This is a genomic window from Campylobacter concisus, assembly GCF_902460415.1.
In the GTDB taxonomy this organism is placed as follows: Bacteria; Campylobacterota; Campylobacteria; order Campylobacterales; family Campylobacteraceae; genus Campylobacter_A; species Campylobacter_A concisus_Y.
On sequence record NZ_CABPTY010000001.1, the window covers coordinates 755,133 to 772,758 of the forward strand.

Below are 17,626 nucleotides of genomic sequence, written 5' to 3' on the forward strand. Positions count from 1 at the left end.
GATATTTGAGATTAATAAAACTCTTTAAATTTATATCCCAAACCAACAATAGCCATTTTTATAAATTAATCATCAGATTTAAGGGCTAGTAAAAGTTTACCAGCCGATAACCATCAAAGTTTATTTGCTACTTTAAAGAGTCTTACAGCTTGCTCCGCTGTCATCTTTAAATTTCTAATCGCGACATCTTTTCTCATCGCTTCTTCAAGACTCACTGGCTCATTTAATATACAAAAATAGGCATCAATCCCATTTTTGTGGCAATCTTTGGCACATTTTTGCACGCTTCCAGCAAATGCGATCACTGGCTTATGATATTTTTTGGCTAGTTTTGCAACCCCAGTTGGTGTCTTGCCCATTGAGCTTTGAAAGTCCATACGGCCTTCACCAGTGATGACTAGATCAGCCTTTTTGATCTCATCTTCAAGTGCAATAGTCTGCGTAATGATCTCAATACCTGGGCGAAGTTTCGCTCCTAAAAATGCCACGAATGCAAAGCCAAGTCCGCCAGCGGCACCAGCACCTTTTTGTGTGTGAAATTTGCTATTAGTCTTTTCCTTTACAAGAGTTGCAAAGTGTTTTAGCCCATCATCAAGCTCTTTTACCATGCGGCCATTTGCACCCTTTTGAGGAGCATAAACATGGGCTGCTCCATTCATGCCATAAAGAGGATTGTCTACATCGCAGGCGATTAAAAACTCGCAATCCTTTAGCTCTTTTAGTGCCTCTTCATCTGTAAACTCATAAATTTTGGCTAAATTTTCGCCTTTTCCTTCAAGTAAAGCACCATCTTTATCATAAAATTTAAAGCCAAGTGCGCTAAGCATGCCTGTACCAGCGTCATTTGTCGCACTTCCACCGATGCCAATGATAAATTTTCTGGCACCTTTAGCAATGGCATCTTTTATCATCTGACCAAAGCCAAATGTGCTAGTTTTTAGTGGATTTCTCTCATCTGGATTTATGAGTGTAAGGCCAGAAGCACTTGACATTTCAAGTATAGCAAGGTCATCTTTTAGTGCATATCTAGCTAAAATTTCAATTCCAAGTGGATTTTTAACTATCGTATCTATAAATTTCGCACCGAGTGCATCAGCCATCGCCTCTACACTACCCTCGCCACCATCTGCGATAGGCTTGACAACGACCTCACAGCCAATCTCTTCTAGTCCTTCTTTTACAGCAAGGCCCGCTTCAAGCGAGCTAAGCGAGCCTTTTAATGAATCAATCGCAACTAAAATTCTCATAAAAGCACCAAAGATAAGATATAAACGCTAATTATACCAACGATGCCCATTATAAATGTCATAGCTGTTTGTGTGCGATATCCTTGTTCTGCGCTCATCTTGCTAAAATTTGTCACAACCCAGAAGTAGCTGTCATTTGCGTGAGATACACACATCGCACCAGATGCTATCGCCATGACACAAAGTGTAGCCGAAAGCTCAGTCGTAAAGCCAAGTGTGTGTATGAGCGAGTTGTCGGCACTAAATGCGCCCATGATAGACGCTGTCGTGATGATAGCCACGGTCGAGCTTCCTTGAGCGGTTTTTAGTACGGCTGAGATGATGAATGGGAAGAAAATTCCTATCGCTTTTATGGCGGTTGCGTTTTCTTTTATGAAATTTACAAAGCCAGCCTCAGTGATGACATTACCCAAAACACCGCCAGCTGCTGTGATAAAGAGTATCGGTCCAGCGATCTTTAAAGATTCGTTCGTGATGTGGTCAAATTCTCTTATCTTTCTGGCTTCTACTAATAAAAACACGCAAAAGATTACGCCGATTGCAAGAGCAATGATAGGGTTTCCTAAAAATAAAAGTATCTTTGGCAAGAGAGCCGTTTTATCAAACATGCCTTGTTTTGCTAAAACATCGACAATAGAGCCGATCGCCATAAAAATGATAGGCATGATGATAGGAGCAAGGCTCAAAAATCCACTAGGTAGCGTGCCAAATTTCTTTAAAAGCTCTTCGTAGGTAGCTGTGATGGTAGCGTCAGCATCTTTGTCGCTGATAGTCACACTTTTGCCAACACTCTTTGAAAAGAAATAAACAGCTATCAACACAGGCACTGAAACGACTGTTCCCATGATGATAACAAGGAGTAAATTTCCGCCAAGACCAAGTGTTCCTGCAGCTGCTATTGGGCCAGGAGTTGGCGGGATGAAGACGTGAGATGCGTATAGGCCGCCACTAAGTGCTACTGACATCGCGACTGGGCTTGCTGAAATTTTCTTATAAAGCGCCTCGCGAATAGAGTTTAAAACGACAAATCCACTATCGCAAAATACCGGAATGCCGACAACCCAGCCCATGATGAGCATAGCAAGCTCTGGACGCTTTTGTCCGACTAGCTTAACAACCATATCAGCTAGCTTTAAAGCAGCTCCCGTTTTTTCAAGCACGGTACCGATGATCGTTCCAAAGATAATAACGATACCGATACTCTTAAATGTGCCACTAAATCCAACGCCTATCATAGCTGGGATCTTGGATAGATCGATACCCGCGACGATCGCAAGAACCAAAGATATACTCATAAGTGCCAAAAATGGATGCACTTTTAGCTTAGAGATCATAACGATCATAAGTATGATGGCTACAATAAAACAGACAATTAGTGAGATTCCGCTCATAAAAACTCCTTTGATCTGAGATTTTGCTTAAGATTTTAGCAAAATTTGCTTGTATTTTTTCTAATATTTTTAAGTTTTTTGATTAATTAAAATTTTTTGATATATTTGAGTAAATTTATGACTATTTGCCTAAATTTAGCCATTTTATAAGCTTAAAATTTTTAGCTTATTTTAAAATAACAAAACCAAGACCAAATTTATCAGTATGCCTATTATAATCAATCAAACTCTCACCATATCCCGTAAAATACTGCAAATAGCCATAAACGCCAGTTGAAAATATCGGAAACATATATGAAATTTCAGCGGCACCTTTATTTGTCTTATCAAAATGTAAGTTATTTCTTAGCATCAGGCTAAAAATGTGATCATTAAGGTTGTAACTAAGCCTTACATCGCCATGCCCGATGTATTTTAATATATCTTTATTATCGCCCTTATTGCCCACTACCATCCAAGCTCTTGGCGAAATACTAAGCTTGCCAAAAACAAAATCACTTTGCACATAAGCTCTATTCCAGCTTCTTGAATTGCTACCATCTCGTCCGTTTGACTCATGCAAAAGTCCAAATTTTAGGTTTTTTACACCTATTTGCTCCAAATATTTTGGAGAGGCAAAATTTAGAAAAATTTCTGGCTGATAGTTCGTCTCACGAAATGGCGCAGATGTCCTTGCTATCTGCCACCAAGATGTCTGCGTGTAGGCTGCCACAAGGCTCTCTCTAAATCCAAACAGGTCATAAAATAACGGCTTTGCAAGGCTTATTTGAAACTTAGTTTCAACGCTTTTTCGCTCATCGTTTGGCACATTTTTGGCATAAGTTACTGGTAAAAGGTAGTTAAATTTATAAAGCTCAATACCAAGTGCATTTTGTAAATTTTTACTACTTTTATCTTCTCTTAAAAGATCAGCTTGCTTTAGCTTTGCCTCTCTTGGTGCTGGCTCGCTCTCTTGCACATTTTGTATCACGTTTTGCTCGTTTAAAGAGCTTTTGGCTAGCTCTTTATAAATTTGCATCGCAGCCTTTATGTCGCCACTTTGCTCCAGCTCTTGTGCTCTTTTAAAATCATCTAACCCACTTGCCATCAAAAAACTAAGGCCAAGGCTTAAAAATAATAAAATTTTACTCATCATTTATCTTCTTTTCTTGGATTTTCTTTGCCATTTCGTATTCGTCAGGGAAATTTACGTTAAAAAACTGCTCACTATCTTTAAAATTTACGACTTTGCTTTTACAGCTTTTCCTCAAAAGTCCGATTTTATGCTCATTTTTTAAATAAAACTCATGAGCTAAAGTGGCAAGCCTTGGGCTAAAAAAACCACAAAGCGAGTGAATGTGCTCATTATCACTAGCCACAACCATGTCAAATTCATCTTTAAATTTAGCAAGCTCCTCTAAGCTTTTAAGATCAAAAAATGGCATATCGGCTGGTATCACAAAAACACTATGATCAAAATTTTTAAGAATGGAGTAAAGTGCGAGCATTGGCGAATAGTTATTGCTATTTTCATCTTTTATAAGCTTTAGTGGCGGGCTAAATTTCTCAAATTTTGAGCTCACATAAACTTCGTCAAAAACTTTGCTAAATTTCGCAACCTCATAATGAGTAAGCGTCTTAAAACCACCAAATGGCAAAAGTGTCTTATCTTGCCCCATACGCGAGCTTTTGCCACCTGCTAAAATCACGCAAGTTTGCATCTTTTCCCTTAAGAAAGTTATGAGGCTAAATTTAGCTAAAAGCGGCTTTGATCTACCAAAAATATGTGATAAAACTTATTTTTGTTTATGCTACTTGTGAAATTTTAAGCCTGCTTTGCCCTTTTCATTGTTAAAAATTCTTCGTAGCGACGATCAATGATAGCTTTGATCAAGGCATAGTTTTCTTGTGAGTTTTCTATATAAAAATAGGCGTTATCAAAGTATTTTTCACCAAATTTTTTCGAAACAAAATCCGTATAATCCTGCAAATACCAACCATACATTTTGGCAAATTTTGTTCGATCAGTCGTATAGTAAGCTTTTGCAAAGGCTTTACCAGCAGTATTTAACTCCGCACTTCCAAGTACGCCGTCCATAGCGTCAAAAAGATACTGACGATAGTTAAAATTTTCATCCATCTGTGCTATATCGTCCGCAAAATCTGCCGCAAATTCCTTTGAATAAAATTTGTGTTCCATGCACCAGCGAAAGAAAAATGCAATGTGTGTCGCACCGTTTTCATGCGGTATATCAGTCGGCGCATCTTTTGCACCCCAATGCCATTTTGCTTTGTCATATACTATATCTGGCATTTTTATCCTTTTAAAATGCTCAATTTTACTAAAGCCATCTTAATCGCAGTATAAAATCATGGCTATTTTATCCATTTGCTTGCTATGATTAAAAAGATATAATGGCGCCTTTATTTAAGGAGAAGCAATGAGCGAAAAAAATCTACAAATTTTAGGCTGGATCGGCACATGCCTATCAGTTGTTATGTACTTTTCATACATCCCACAAATAATGGGCAACCTTGACGGCAACAAGACGCCTTTTATACAGCCACTAGCGGCTGCACTAAACTGCACAATCTGGACAAGTTACGGCCTATTAAAAGCTAAAAAAGACTATCCACTTTCTGCCGCAAACTTCCCAGGTATAATCTTTGGTCTTTTGGCTACGATAACAGCGTTTTAATGCGCTAAAAATAACCGGTAAATTTGTAAAAACAGTCAAATTTACCGGTTAAATTAATCCATACAAATACTTTAAATTTTTTGATATTTCACAAAGAATTAACTCAATTTTGTCAATTAGAAGAATAAAAGCTTTTTTTAGAAGAGATACTTTTAAATTTTATTTGATTATGTAAAAACAAGCCTAGACCGGCAAGATTTTAAGATAGATTTGGATGTTGTGACGAAATTTTCACACAGGATAAAACATCTAGTTTATCGAAGTGTGAAAATTTCTAACTCATTCAAAGATACTTAAAAGCTAACGCCTATAAGTCCCTTGGATCGGCGATTTTACCTGCTATGGCTGAGGCCGCTACAACTGCTGAGTTGGCTAGATAAATTTCACTCGTTCTATCGCCCATACGTCCTACGAAATTTCTATTCGTCGTCGAGATGCAGCGTTCATTTGCACCTAAAATTCCCATATATCCGCCAAGACAAGCTCCACATGTTGGGTTACTCACAACTGCTCCTGCTTCGATGAAAATATCGATTAAGCCCTCTTTCTCGGCAGCTCTTGCGATCTTTTGCGTCGCTGGAGTAATGATGAGCCTTGTCTTGCGAGCTACTTTTTTGCCTTTTAGGATCTGCGCTGCTATGCGAAGGTCACTTAGACGGCCATTTGTGCATGAACCGATAAATGCTTGATCGATAGCTAAATCGTCACGAACCGCTTGTCTTACGCTCTTGCCGTTACTTGGCAAAAATGGATATGCTATGACTGGATCAAGGTTTGTAACATCGATCTCTAAAATTTTGTCATATTTTGCGCCCTCGTCTGAGTAGAAGAATTTTGGTTTATCGCGTAAATTTTTATCTTTTAAAAACTCTTTTGTGATCTCATCAACCGAGATGATACCGCTCTTTGCACCAGCCTCGATCGCCATATTACACATTGAAAATCTATCATCCATGCTAAGGCCCTCTATCACCTCGCCGCTAAACTCAAGCGCCTTGTAAAGTGCACCATCAACACCTATTCGATGGATGATCTCAAGGATGAGGTCCTTGCCGTAGACGTGCTTATCAAGCTTGCCTTTAAAGACGACTTTGATGCTCTCAGGCACTTTAAACCAGTTTTTACCAGTGATCATAGCGTAAGCTAGGTCGGTGCTACCCATACCAGTGCTAAACGCCCCAAGAGCGCCGTGCGTACAGGTGTGGCTGTCTGCGCCGATGATGACGTCGCCTGGGATGACTAGCCCTTTTTCAGGCAAAAGCGCATGCTCGATACCCATATCTTTTTCATCAAAATAGTTTTTAAGATCGTGTTTGTAGGCAAATTCGCGTGAAATTTTAGCTTGATTGGCGCTTAGGATATCTTTTGTTGGGATGTAGTGATCCATAACGATGGCAAAGCCGTCTGGGTTGGCTAGCTTTTTAGCGCCGCTTCGCTCAAACTGCTTGATCGAAATAGGTGTCGTGATGTCGTTGCCTATGATCATATCGATCTTACTTTCGATGATCTCTCCAGCACTTACCTCTTTGCCAACATGATCTGAAAATATTTTTTCGGTGATAGTTTGTTTCATAAATTTCCTTTAAATTTTTGAGGCGATTTTAACGAAAATTGCTAAATTTAAAGAAAATTTACTAAGCCAAAAGGCCTAGTAAATTTAGAATTTAACGCTAGCGGTCAGCATAAACTGGCGAGCATAGCCTGGTTGTATCGGTATGATATTAGCATCCGTACCAGTCGATGATGAGGTGTAGTATAGTTTATCGGTTAAGTTTTTGATGTTAAAGGCAAAATTCGTCTCGTAGCCCGCGATCTTGGTATCGTAGCTGATGAAAGCATCGTAGACAACCGCACTATCCATCTTGAATGCCGTTCCTGCTGGTACTGCAGATAAATTTGTCCTCATATAGTATGTATACCACGAGCCAAAATATCTAGCTCCACCGCCGATCCTTAGACCTTTTACGCCTAGGTGGCTAAAGTCGTAGTTGGCAAAGAGGCTGGCTTGGTGCTTTGGCGTAGCTTCTAGCGGTTTGCCCACTAGCACGGCAAACGCTCCGCTATCCTTTCGCACCTCGGTTTTAGTGTACGCGTAGCTAGCGCCTACGCTTAGCCCTTGTATCACGCGGCCGTTAAAGTCAAACTCAAATCCTCTAGAGCGCGCCTCGCCCACTGGCGTACTCACGCTATTTACGGTGCGCATGATGTTTTTCTTATTGATATTAAAAACCGCCGCACTAGCCGTTATGCTATCGTTTTGAAATTTAGTTCCCAGCTCGACACTTTTGCCCTCTTCAGGCTTTATATCGCCGATATCGCCTTTCATAGCCATTTGCGGATTGAAACTTTGTGCGTAGTTGGTATAGACCGACCACTGAGGCGTTAGTAGATATAAAAGCCCAGTTTGCCACGTAAATTTGCCATCTTGTTGATCTGTGCTATTTGGTCCACTAGTTGTGCCGCGAGCTACTTGGTCGTAGTATTCATACCTAGTTCCTAAAGAATAGATCAAATTTTCAGTTAAATTTATGCTATCTTGTGCGTAAAATCCGATAGTTTTTAGCTTTTGGTACTGGATGCTTGACTCCCTGGCAGTTGGTAGTCCTACTCTTCCATAGATAGGATGATATATGTTGATGCTTAAGTGGTTACCCGTATCTTTTAGGCCACCTGGTCTATAGCGATAGTATTCCTTTGCGTCGATGCCAAAGAGCAAGTTGTGTTCTATCTCACCAGTTTTAACGTAGCCGTTTAAATTTAATGATCCAGCATGCGTGCGGTGGATAAATCCGTCGTAATATTCGTTTCTCCTAGTTACTGTGCCATTATTTAATACATTCATTAGCCTGATGTGGCCATACTCGTGCTTTGAACGAGAAAATGCATAAGCACCCTTTAGCAGCCAGTTTTCGCCGAGATTTTTCTCAAAATTTATATCTAGCGTGTCAAGCTTTGTTTTTAGCTTATTAAATGGCTCGTCAAGGCGTCTTTTCTTATCTATGGGTAGTAGTTTGCCGGTGCTTGGAACGAGATACATGCCTCGGTCAATCGGATCGGTCGAGCGTGTGTGCGCATAAGCCAAATTTATGCGGTAGTCATCGCCTTTATACGAAAGTGAGGGTGCAAAGAGAACATTTTTATATTCGCCAAACTCTCTCCAGTAGTCCTTTTGCATCGTATCAAATATAAATCTATACGCAAATCCACTCTCTGCAATGGGTCCTGTGGCATCAAAGCCTGTATTCCAGTAGTTGCGATTGCCGATACCGGCCCAAATTTCATTTGAGAAGTCGTATTTTGGCTTTTTAGTGACCATATTTATGATGCCGCCGGGCTCTTGCGCACCGTAGAGCAAGCTAGCGGGGCCTTTTAGCACCTCGACGCTTTCTACGGTTTTATTAAAGCTATGCATGACGCTAGCCGGTACGCCGTTACGCATGATCGAGCCGTCGCGTCCGCCGCCAAAGCCTCGCTTAATGATCGAGTCAAAGATACCGCCCGTGGTGTTTCCGTAGCTAACTCCGCTCACGTTTTGAAGGCTTTCGGCTAGAGTTTCTGGCTTTTTATCTTTTAGTTGCTGCTGGGTTACGACGTTTACTGTCTGTGGTATCTCAAGAATTGGCGTATTTGTCTTGCCCACCTCACTCGTTGTGGCTCTATAACCATCGTCTGCGCTATCTTCAATGCTAATTCCATCCAAGCTTACATCAGTAGCATTTAAAGCAGAAATAGCAAAACAAAGCACCGCACTAATGCGAAATTTATTCATTTATCATCCCTTAAAAAATTTTTAATATTATAAAAATAGTTATCATTATATAAAAATATATTTTAAATTTTTATGAAAAAAATTTACGAAAAATTTATATTTTAATAACATTACAAATAAAACATTTCAAAAAATTAAACATAGATCAGAAAACAGATTTTTACTATTTTTATCATAGCTAGTGATAAAGCTTTTATTAAAACATTTTTGCAACATTTCTGATATAATCCTCACATGAAGTACGCACATTTAGTTCAAATAGCAAGTTATTTATCAAATTTTACAAAGATAAACCAAGCAAAACGCATTAATGATATGGCTATTTTGATCGAATTTAATGGCGAGAAGATCATCTTTGATCTAAACAAATCAAACTCCGCTATCTACAAAGATGACGAGTTAAAAGAAGCAAAAATTTATCAAGCACCTTTTGATAATGTGCTAAAAAAGCGCTTTAATGCCTCGCATATAAAAAGCGTTGAATGCTTAAAAGATAATAGAATTTTAAAATTTATCTGCACGCAAAGTGGCGCATATAAAAGTGAAAATTTTATTCTCTATCTTGAATTTACAGGTCGCTTTACAAATGCTGTGATAACTGATGAAAACAACGTAATAATCGAGGCGTTAAGACACATTGATAATAGCTACCGAAAGATAGAAACTGGCGAAGTTTTAAGGGAGCTTCCAGCTATCACTATCAAGGAAAAAACGTGCGAGCCCATAACTGACTTTGAGGCGTTTTTTAAGAGCGAAGCGGCCAGAGTAAATGAGTCAAGGATAGCTAGCTTAAAAGAGGCGAAGCTTGCAAGCGTACAAAAAAAGATAGATAGCATGAGCGAAATTTTAAACTCACTTGAAGACAAAGATGAGCTGATGAGAAAGAGTGAAGAAGCTGCGAATTTAGGATCACTTTTGCTTGCAAATCTGGGGAATTTTAAGGGCTATGAGAGAGAAATTTGCCTGAAAGATTTTGATGGCAACGAGATAAAACTAACTCTTAGCGATACTCCAAAAAGCAGCGCAAATGAGTTTTACGCAAGATCAAAAAAGCTTCGCGCAAAAGCCCTTGGCGTGGAGATAGAAAAGAGAAATTTAAAAGAAAAAATCGAGTTTTTTGAGGGATTAAAGTCTCTCTTAAAAGAAGCGAGCAGTCTTTATGAGCTTGAAATTTTAAGCCCAAAAAACAAGGCAAAACAAAGAGAACGCCACACAAAAGACGTGAGTGAAAATACCGAAATTTTTTACGTTAGAGAGTTTAAAATTTTAGTTGGCAGAAACGAAAAAGGCAATATGAATTTACTTGATCTTGCTAAAAAAGATGACATCTGGCTTCATCTAAAAGACGCTCCAAGCGCTCACGTTATCATCAAGACAAACAAGAGCAAGGTACCCGAAGATATGCTAAAAATGGCAGCTAAATTCTGCGTGGAATTTAGCGTAAAGGGAGCTGGCAGATACGAGGTAGACTATACTAAGCGTGAAAATTTAAAACGTGAAAACGGTGCAAATGTCACTTATACTAACTATAAAACTATCATAATAAATAAAGGCTAAAAAATGGCTGTAACACCTTTAGGAAATAGTAACTTCATAAACCAAAATGCCCCAGTAGTATCGCAAGTGCATGCAAATCAACAAGCCAGATTTGATATGCAATCTTTGATGGCAGCTGAGCTTGCCTCGCAACAAAGTGAAGAGATCAAAGAGGTGCGTCCTATGGAAGAGTCTTATAAAATAGACCCTGAAAAGGAACATGAACGCCAAAAAAGCGAAGAAGAGGCAAGTGAGTTTGAGAGCGAAAAACAAAATTCAAGAGATAGTGACGAAGAAAATTTGGACGATATAGCAGATAATGAGGAAATAGAATCTAGCGAACATCACATGCTTGACATAACTATTTGATGCTTAAAAAACTCACCAGTCCCACAAACACCACATCTCAAGTCAGTGATACTCCCCAACACCTAACCCTCCTTCAAATTTTTAACGCAGTAAATAATAAAGAAAAACTTTTTAAGATCCACTCTGACTCACCTAAAGCTTGCCCGCTTGGTGGCAAGATCGAGGGACTCTTAACTGGTCACTTCCTAAAAGCACAAGAAGCTTTAGAGAATAGTTTAAGAAGTATTACTTTACAAGATCTATTAGATGAGCTTATTAATTTATAAAATTTAAAAAACAGGCAAACTAGGTTATAGAATTTAAAAAGTAGGCAGATATATAAAAACCAATCTATTTTTTATTAGGAACGCTATGCGCTCCTAACTATTTTTATATACTTTATGTAAGAATTTTTACAAATTTCTAGATTTATTACTCCTTACTCTTCTCTTTTTTAGCTTTACTCTTTTGTGCTTTATCTTTTAGCTTTTCTTTCTTATCTTTTATACTATCATCTTTAGCGCTATCTTTTTTCTCTTTTACTTCATCACTCTTTTTACTTACTTTTTCTTTTATCTCATCTTTTTTAGATTTTATTTTTGATTTTGTGGTGTCTATCTTTGTAGTGCCTGATACTGATATATCTGATTTCAAATTTTCAAATGTCTTATCGCCTATACCATTTACATTTTTTATATCTTCTATTGAGTTAAATTTATTTGCTTTTCTATACTCTATTATTGCATCTGCCTTTGAAGAACCTATACCATCTAAACTCATTAACTCTTCTTTTGTGGCGGTGTTTAAATTTATGGCTGCTAGTAATGTAGAAGCTGCTGCTAATAGTGAGAATATAATCTTTTTCATTTTTGTCCTTTTTGGGTAAATTTGGGTTTGGAGTCTATCATATTTGGTGTTTTTAGTCAACACTCGTATAAAAGCATAAACTAAAAGATATTTATAAACATAGAGATAAAAAGTCTAATTATTTAAAAATATAAATAAATGTAAGACTTGATATTTTATTATAAATTAAGAAATAAATATTAAAAGATGATTGTTTAGATAAAGAAGATTAAAAATTAACAAAGCCCGCAACGACCTACTTTTCCAACATCCCAGTAAGGGAGAGTATCATCAGCCAGGACGAGCTTAGCTTCTTGGTTCGAGATGGAGCAAGGCGTTTCCTCGTCTGTATAGTCACGGGCAGTGTTAAATAAAAAATATATCAGATAAATCTCTTATTTAACACTACTTGATAAAGTTAAAAGTCATAAACAAAGTCTTATAAAAACATATCTTATTAAGTTTTTATCCTTAACAAGGAAGTGATGCTTATTAAAAGATAAGCAGACGAGCTATTAGTACTGGTCAGCTAAAGGACTTTCATCCATTACACACCCAGCCTATCAAACACATAGTCTATATGAGCTCTTAAAAGAAGATTCATCTTGGAGTTGGCTTCCTGCTTAGATGCTTTCAGCAGTTATCACATCCCAACATAGCTACCGAGCGGTGCCCTTGGCAGAACAACTCGTACACCAGTGGTTGGTTCGACCCGGTCCTCTCGTACTAGGGTCAACTCTCCTCAATCTTCTTGCGCCCACGGCAGATAGGGACCGAACTGTCTCACGACGTTCTGAACCCAGCTCGCGTACCGCTTTAAATGGCGAACAGCCATACCCTTGGGACCTGCTCCAGCCCCAGGATGCGATGAGCCGACATCGAGGTGCCAAACCTCCCCGTCGATGTGAGCTCTTGGGGGAGATCAGCCTGTTATCCCCGGGGTACCTTTTATCCTTTGAGCGATGGCCCTTCCACACAGAACCACCGGATCACTAAGACCGACTTTCGTCTCTGCTTGACGTGTATGTCTCGCAGTTAAGCTGGCTTATGCCTTTATACTCTACGAACGATTTCCAACCGTTCTGAGCCAACCTTTGTAAGCCTCCGTTACATTTTGGGAGGCGACCGCCCCAGTCAAACTACCCACCAGACATTGTCCTACTTGAGGATAACTCAAGCTAGTTAGCTATCAGAATAAAAAAGAGTGGTATCTCAACAATGGCTCACCATAAACTGGCGTCTATGGATCAAAGCCTCCCACCTATCCTGCACATTTTTATCCCAATAGCAGTGTCAAGCTGTAGTAAAGGTCCACGGGGTCTTTCCGTCTTGCCGCGGGTAGGAGGAATTTTCACCTCCACTACAATTTCACTGGATCCCTCTTCGAGACAGCTCCCATCTCGTTACGCCATTCATGCAGGTCGATATTTAATCGACAAGGAATTTCGCTACCTTAGGACCGTTATAGTTACGGCCGCCGTTTACTCGGGCTTCGATCAAACGCTTCGCAGAGCTAACGTCATCAATTAACCTTCGAGCACCGGGCAGGCGTCACACCCTATACATCCTCTTACGAGTTAGCAGAGTGCTGTGTTTTTGGTAAACAGTCGGGAGGGACTCTTTGTTGTAACCTTCAATGCTTACGGAGTAAATCCTTCACAAAGTTAGGCACACCTTATACCGAAGATACGGTGCTATTTTGCAGAGTTCCTTGAAGAGAGTTCTTCCACGCGCCTTAGAATACTCATCCCACCCACCTGTGTCGGTTTACGGTACGGGCAACTATAACTAAACTTAGAAACTTTTCTTGGCTCGACAGTATCGGCAATTCGCTATCCATTCCGAAGAATTTCAAACGCCTGTGGGGTCTCGGCTTAAAAAGATCCGGATTTGCCTGGATCTTAACCTATACCTTTCGACTAGCACTACCATCCGCTAGCTTGCTTAACTCTAAGCGTCCTTCCATCGCACATTATAGTTGGCATTGGAATATTAACCAATTTTCCATCGCATACCCCTTTCGGACTTTGCTTAGGACCCGGCTAACCCTACGATGACGAGCATCGCGTAGGAAACCTTGGGTTTACGGCGTTGGGGATTCTCACCCCAATTATCGCTACTCATGCCTGCATGCTCACTTGTATTCGCTCCAGCACTCCTTACCGGTATACCTTCAACGCAAATACAACGCTCTCCTACCACTTAGTAAAACTAAGTCTAAAGCTTCGGTACTCATTTTAGCCCCGTTATATTTTCCGCGCAGAATCACTAGACCAGTGAGCTATTACGCTTTCTTTAAAGGATGGCTGCTTCTAAGCCAACCTCCTGGTTGTTTAAGTAACTCCACATCGTTTTCCACTTAAATGAGATTTAGGGACCTTAGCTGTTAGTCTGGGTTGTTCCCCTCTCGACGACGGATTTTATCACTCGCCGCCTGACTGCCATGATTACACACTAGGTATTCGGAGTTTGATAGGGTTTGGTACATTGGTGTATGCCCTAGCCCATTCAGTGCTCTACCCCCTAGTGTTACTACATGACGCTATACCTAAATATATTTCGGAGAGAACCAGCTATCACGATGTTTGATTGGCCTTTCACCCCTATCCACAAGTCATCCCATAGCTTTTCAACGCTAGCGGGTTCGGTCCTCCACCGGCTCTTACACCGGTTTCAACCTGCTCATGGATAGATCACATCGTTTCGGGTCTGCAACGTCTGACTAAACGCCCTATTAAGACTCGCTTTCGCTACGGCTCCGGGTTTCCTTAACCTTGCCAGACATCACAACTCGCAGGCTCATTATGCAAAAGGCAGTCCATCACCCTGATAAATCATAGGGCTCTGAATGATTGTAAGCAAATGGTTTCAGGTTCTATTTCACTCTGATCACCTCAGTTCTTTTCACCTTTCCCTCACGGTACTTGTGCACTATCGGTCTAGTAGTAGTATTTAGGGTTGGATAGTGGTCTACCCAGCTTCAGACAGAATATCACGTGTTCCGCCCTACTCAGGATACTGCTAAGTAAAACAAAGCTTTCATATACGGGAGTATCACCCTCTATGCTTAATCTTTCCAGATTATTCTATTAGCTAAGTTTAGTCTATATTGCAGTCCTACAACCCCGTTAGTAAACTAACGGTTTGCCCTCTTACGCGTTCGCTCGCCGCTACTAGCGTAATCTCTTTTGATTTCTTTTCCTGAGGGTACTAAGATGTTTCAATTCCCCTCGTTCGCTCCATATTAGGTAGTTAAGCTCGCGCTTAACTGGGTCGCCCCATTCAGAAATTCCCGGATCAAAGCCCCTTGACGGCTCCCCGAGACTTATCGCAGCCTGGCACGTCTTTCATCGCCTCTACTAGCCAAGGCATCCACCACTTGCTCTTTGTAGCTTACCTTTTCTATATTAGATTATTCTAATTCGCATCACTTCCTTGTTAAAGATAACTTTATGTTACTATATTTAAATTCTAGCTCTCAAGACGGAAAGCATTGACAACTATTTAGATAAGTTTTAAATCCTAAATAGATTGTGATGTCAAACTTTTGCATTAAATGCAAAGAGAATAGAAATTTAAATCTTTAACAAGTCCTGTAAAATTGTTTTTAAAACTTGCTTGTGACTATTAACAATATTAATTAAAAGAACATTTAGACAAAAGTCTAATTAGAAAGTTTAATTTTTAAGCTCTCTAATTAGACTTAATATAGTTAAACTATTTTATGGTGGAGAATAGCGGGATCGAACCGCTGACCTCCTGCGTGCAAAGCAGGCGCTCTCCCAGCTGAGCTAATTCCCCAATTAAATTCTCTGGTGGGCCTAACAAGACTTGAACTTGTGACCTCACCCTTATCAGGGGTGCACTCTAACCAGCTGAGCTATAGGCCCCTATAGGTCTATCAATCTTTCAAAACTAAACAAGGATGATTGAGAATATCTTTCTTATAGATATCTTGTGAGAGAATATCTATACGTACTCTAGAAAGGAGGTGATCCAACCGCAGGTTCTCCTACGGTTACCTTGTTACGACTTCACCCCAGTCGCTGATTCCACTGTGGACGGTAACTAATTTAGTATTCCGGCTTCGAGTGAAATCAACTCCCATGGTGTGACGGGCGGTGAGTACAAGACCCGGGAACGTATTCACCGTAGCATGGCTGATCTACGATTACTAGCGATTCCGGCTTCATGGAGTCGAGTTGCAGACTCCAATCCGAACTGGGACATATTTTATAGATTTGCTCCATCTCGCGATATTGCTTCTCATTGTATATGCCATTGTAGCACGTGTGTCGCCCCGGACATAAGGGCCATGATGACTTGACGTCGTCCACACCTTCCTCCTCCTTACGAAGGCAGTCTCATTAGAGTGCTCAGCCGAACTGTTAGCAACTAATGACGTGGGTTGCGCTCGTTGCGGGACTTAACCCAACATCTCACGACACGAGCTGACGACAGCCGTGCAGCACCTGTCTTAACATTTCTGCAAGCAGACACTCTTCTATCTCTAGATGATTTGTTAGATATCAAGTCCGGGTAAGGTTCTTCGCGTATCTTCGAATTAAACCACATGCTCCACCGCTTGTGCGGGTCCCCGTCTATTCCTTTGAGTTTTAATCTTGCGACCGTACTCCCCAGGCGGTATACTTAATCCGTTAGGTGCATTACTGCCAAGACTAGCTTAGCAACAACTAGTATACATCGTTTAGGGCGTGGACTACCAGGGTATCTAATCCTGTTTGCTCCCCACGCTTTCACGCATTAGCGTCAGTTGAGTTCCAGCAGATCGCCTTCGCAATGGGTATTCCTGGTGATCTCTACGGATTTTACCCCTACACCACCAATTCCATCTGCCTCTCCCTCACTCTAGATTACCAGTTTCCCAAGCAGTTCTATGGTTAAGCCATAGGATTTCACAAGAGACTTGATAATCCGCCTACGCGTCCTTTACGCCCAGTGATTCCGAGTAACGCTTGCACCCTCCGTATTACCGCGGCTGCTGGCACGGAGTTAGCCGGTGCTTATTCGTTAGGTACCGTCATTATTCTTCCCTAACAAAAGGAGTTTACGCTCCGAAAAGTGTCATCCTCCACGCGGCGTTGCTGCTTCAGGGTTTCCCCCATTGAGCAATATTCCCTACTGCTGCCTCCCGTAGGAGTCTGGACCGTGTCTCAGTTCCAGTGTGACTGATCATCCTCTCAGACCAGTTATGCGTCATAGCCTTGGTGAGCCATTACCTCACCAACTAGCTGATACAATATAGCCTCATCCTACACCGAAAAACTTTCCCTATCTAACTTATGTAAGACAGGAGTATAGAGTATTAGCAGCCGTTTCCAACTGTTGTCCTCTAGTGTAGGGCAGATTAGCTATACATTACTCACCCGTGCGCCACTAACTCATAAGAGCAAGCTCTTACTTGTCCGTTCGACTTGCATGTATTAGGCACGCCGCCAGCGTTCACTCTGAGCCAGGATCAAACTCTCCATATTAATTACCTAGCAAAATTTATTTGATAGGATTTTATTATGAAGTTTTTAATCAAAAAACTTTTAGTTTTATTTATTAGTTTGTCTAATCTATTATAAATTATAAAATAATAGACTGGCTCAATCGATCACTTGTTTAGATTTCAAAGATTGACTAATAGTTTAACAATTGTAAGTTAAAAGAACAACGATAAAAAGAAAAGGCTTTATTAACCAATGAAGTTAAAGGTGGTTTCTCGTTTCGTGAGCTGGAATTATATATGAGCAATACTTAAAGATAGTTGAAATAATTAGGGAATTTGAGAAAAATTGTTAGGCG

12 protein-coding genes, 2 tRNA genes and 3 rRNA genes are annotated in these 17,626 nt (G+C 40.2%); 4 read left to right on the forward strand and 13 right to left on the reverse strand.

What is annotated here, in order from left to right:
* Positions 1 to 113: 113 nt before the first annotated feature.
* From FZ940_RS03675 to FZ940_RS03695, 5 genes are all read right to left on the reverse strand, one after another.
* Positions 114 to 1,247 (reverse strand): glycerate kinase family protein, encoded by a 1,134-nt coding sequence (locus FZ940_RS03675; RefSeq protein ID WP_148821513.1) that lies wholly within the window; start codon positions 1,245 to 1,247, stop codon positions 114 to 116.
* Positions 1,244 to 2,638 (reverse strand): GntP family permease, encoded by a 1,395-nt coding sequence (locus FZ940_RS03680; protein ID WP_148821514.1) that lies wholly within the window; start codon positions 2,636 to 2,638, stop codon positions 1,244 to 1,246. The genes FZ940_RS03675 and FZ940_RS03680 overlap by 4 nt, the downstream gene beginning before the upstream one ends.
* A gap of 166 nt (positions 2,639 to 2,804) precedes the next feature.
* Positions 2,805 to 3,773 (reverse strand): phospholipase A, encoded by a 969-nt coding sequence (locus tag FZ940_RS03685; protein WP_262367588.1) that lies wholly within the window; start codon positions 3,771 to 3,773, stop codon positions 2,805 to 2,807.
* Positions 3,763 to 4,338, reverse strand: a complete 576-nt coding sequence (locus tag FZ940_RS03690) for a molybdenum cofactor guanylyltransferase (RefSeq protein ID WP_148821515.1) — start codon at positions 4,336 to 4,338, stop codon at positions 3,763 to 3,765. The genes FZ940_RS03685 and FZ940_RS03690 overlap by 11 nt, the downstream gene beginning before the upstream one ends.
* 104 nt (positions 4,339 to 4,442) lie before the next feature.
* Positions 4,443 to 4,931 carry a DUF7832 domain-containing protein gene (locus FZ940_RS03695; protein ID WP_087586026.1) on the reverse strand — a complete coding sequence of 163 codons (489 nt, stop codon included), beginning with the start codon at positions 4,929 to 4,931 and terminating at the stop codon, positions 4,443 to 4,445.
* Positions 4,932 to 5,058: 127 nt separating this feature from the next.
* Between FZ940_RS03695 and FZ940_RS03700 the strand changes: the two genes are divergently transcribed.
* Entirely contained in the window at positions 5,059 to 5,316 is a 258-nt protein-coding gene (locus tag FZ940_RS03700) for a SemiSWEET family transporter (protein WP_021091682.1), read from the forward strand.
* A gap of 307 nt (positions 5,317 to 5,623) precedes the next feature.
* Here FZ940_RS03700 and leuC read toward each other — a convergent pair whose 3' ends face one another.
* Both leuC and FZ940_RS03710 read right to left on the reverse strand, forming a co-directional pair.
* Positions 5,624 to 6,889, reverse strand: coding sequence for a 3-isopropylmalate dehydratase large subunit (leuC, locus tag FZ940_RS03705; protein ID WP_148821516.1), 1,266 nt, complete (start codon positions 6,887 to 6,889; stop codon positions 5,624 to 5,626).
* Between the two features lie 84 nt (positions 6,890 to 6,973).
* The gene (locus FZ940_RS03710) at positions 6,974 to 9,085 is read right to left on the reverse strand and encodes a TonB-dependent siderophore receptor (protein ID WP_148821517.1); all 2,112 of its coding nucleotides are present in this window, start codon (positions 9,083 to 9,085) and stop codon (positions 6,974 to 6,976) included.
* Between the two features lie 234 nt (positions 9,086 to 9,319).
* Between FZ940_RS03710 and FZ940_RS03715 the strand changes: the two genes are divergently transcribed.
* Genes FZ940_RS03715 through FZ940_RS03725 form a run of 3 tightly spaced genes read left to right on the forward strand, consistent with a single transcriptional unit; the run spans position 9,320 to position 11,256 of the window.
* On the forward strand, positions 9,320 to 10,642 hold the full coding sequence (locus FZ940_RS03715) for an NFACT RNA binding domain-containing protein (RefSeq protein WP_148821518.1): 1,323 nt from the start codon (positions 9,320 to 9,322) through the stop codon (positions 10,640 to 10,642).
* Positions 10,643 to 10,645: 3 nt separating this feature from the next.
* Entirely contained in the window at positions 10,646 to 10,990 is a 345-nt protein-coding gene (locus tag FZ940_RS03720) for a hypothetical protein (protein ID WP_148821519.1), read from the forward strand.
* On the forward strand, positions 10,990 to 11,256 hold the full coding sequence (locus FZ940_RS03725) for an Rrf2 family transcriptional regulator (protein ID WP_222861996.1): 267 nt from the start codon (positions 10,990 to 10,992) through the stop codon (positions 11,254 to 11,256). The genes FZ940_RS03720 and FZ940_RS03725 overlap by 1 nt, the downstream gene beginning before the upstream one ends.
* Before the next feature lie 145 nt (positions 11,257 to 11,401).
* On the opposite strand, the gene FZ940_RS09795 is transcribed toward FZ940_RS03725, so the two are convergent.
* The 6 genes from FZ940_RS09795 to FZ940_RS03755 form a co-directional block, all read right to left on the reverse strand.
* Entirely contained in the window at positions 11,402 to 11,836 is a 435-nt protein-coding gene (locus tag FZ940_RS09795; RefSeq protein WP_148821520.1) for a ComEA family DNA-binding protein, read from the reverse strand.
* A 222-nt stretch (positions 11,837 to 12,058) separates the two neighbouring features.
* Positions 12,059 to 12,177: ribosomal RNA gene (rrf, locus tag FZ940_RS03735) — 5S ribosomal RNA — on the reverse strand.
* A gap of 133 nt (positions 12,178 to 12,310) precedes the next feature.
* Positions 12,311 to 15,214: ribosomal RNA gene (locus FZ940_RS03740) — 23S ribosomal RNA — on the reverse strand.
* 326 nt (positions 15,215 to 15,540) lie between these two features.
* A tRNA-Ala gene (locus tag FZ940_RS03745) sits at positions 15,541 to 15,616 on the reverse strand.
* A 12-nt stretch (positions 15,617 to 15,628) separates the two neighbouring features.
* Positions 15,629 to 15,705 (reverse strand) — tRNA-Ile (locus FZ940_RS03750).
* Positions 15,706 to 15,799: 94 nt separating this feature from the next.
* Positions 15,800 to 17,310 (reverse strand): 16S ribosomal RNA (locus FZ940_RS03755).
* Together the 16S, 23S and 5S rRNA genes with 2 tRNA genes alongside form the textbook arrangement of a ribosomal RNA operon.
* Positions 17,311 to 17,626 lie beyond the last annotated feature (316 nt).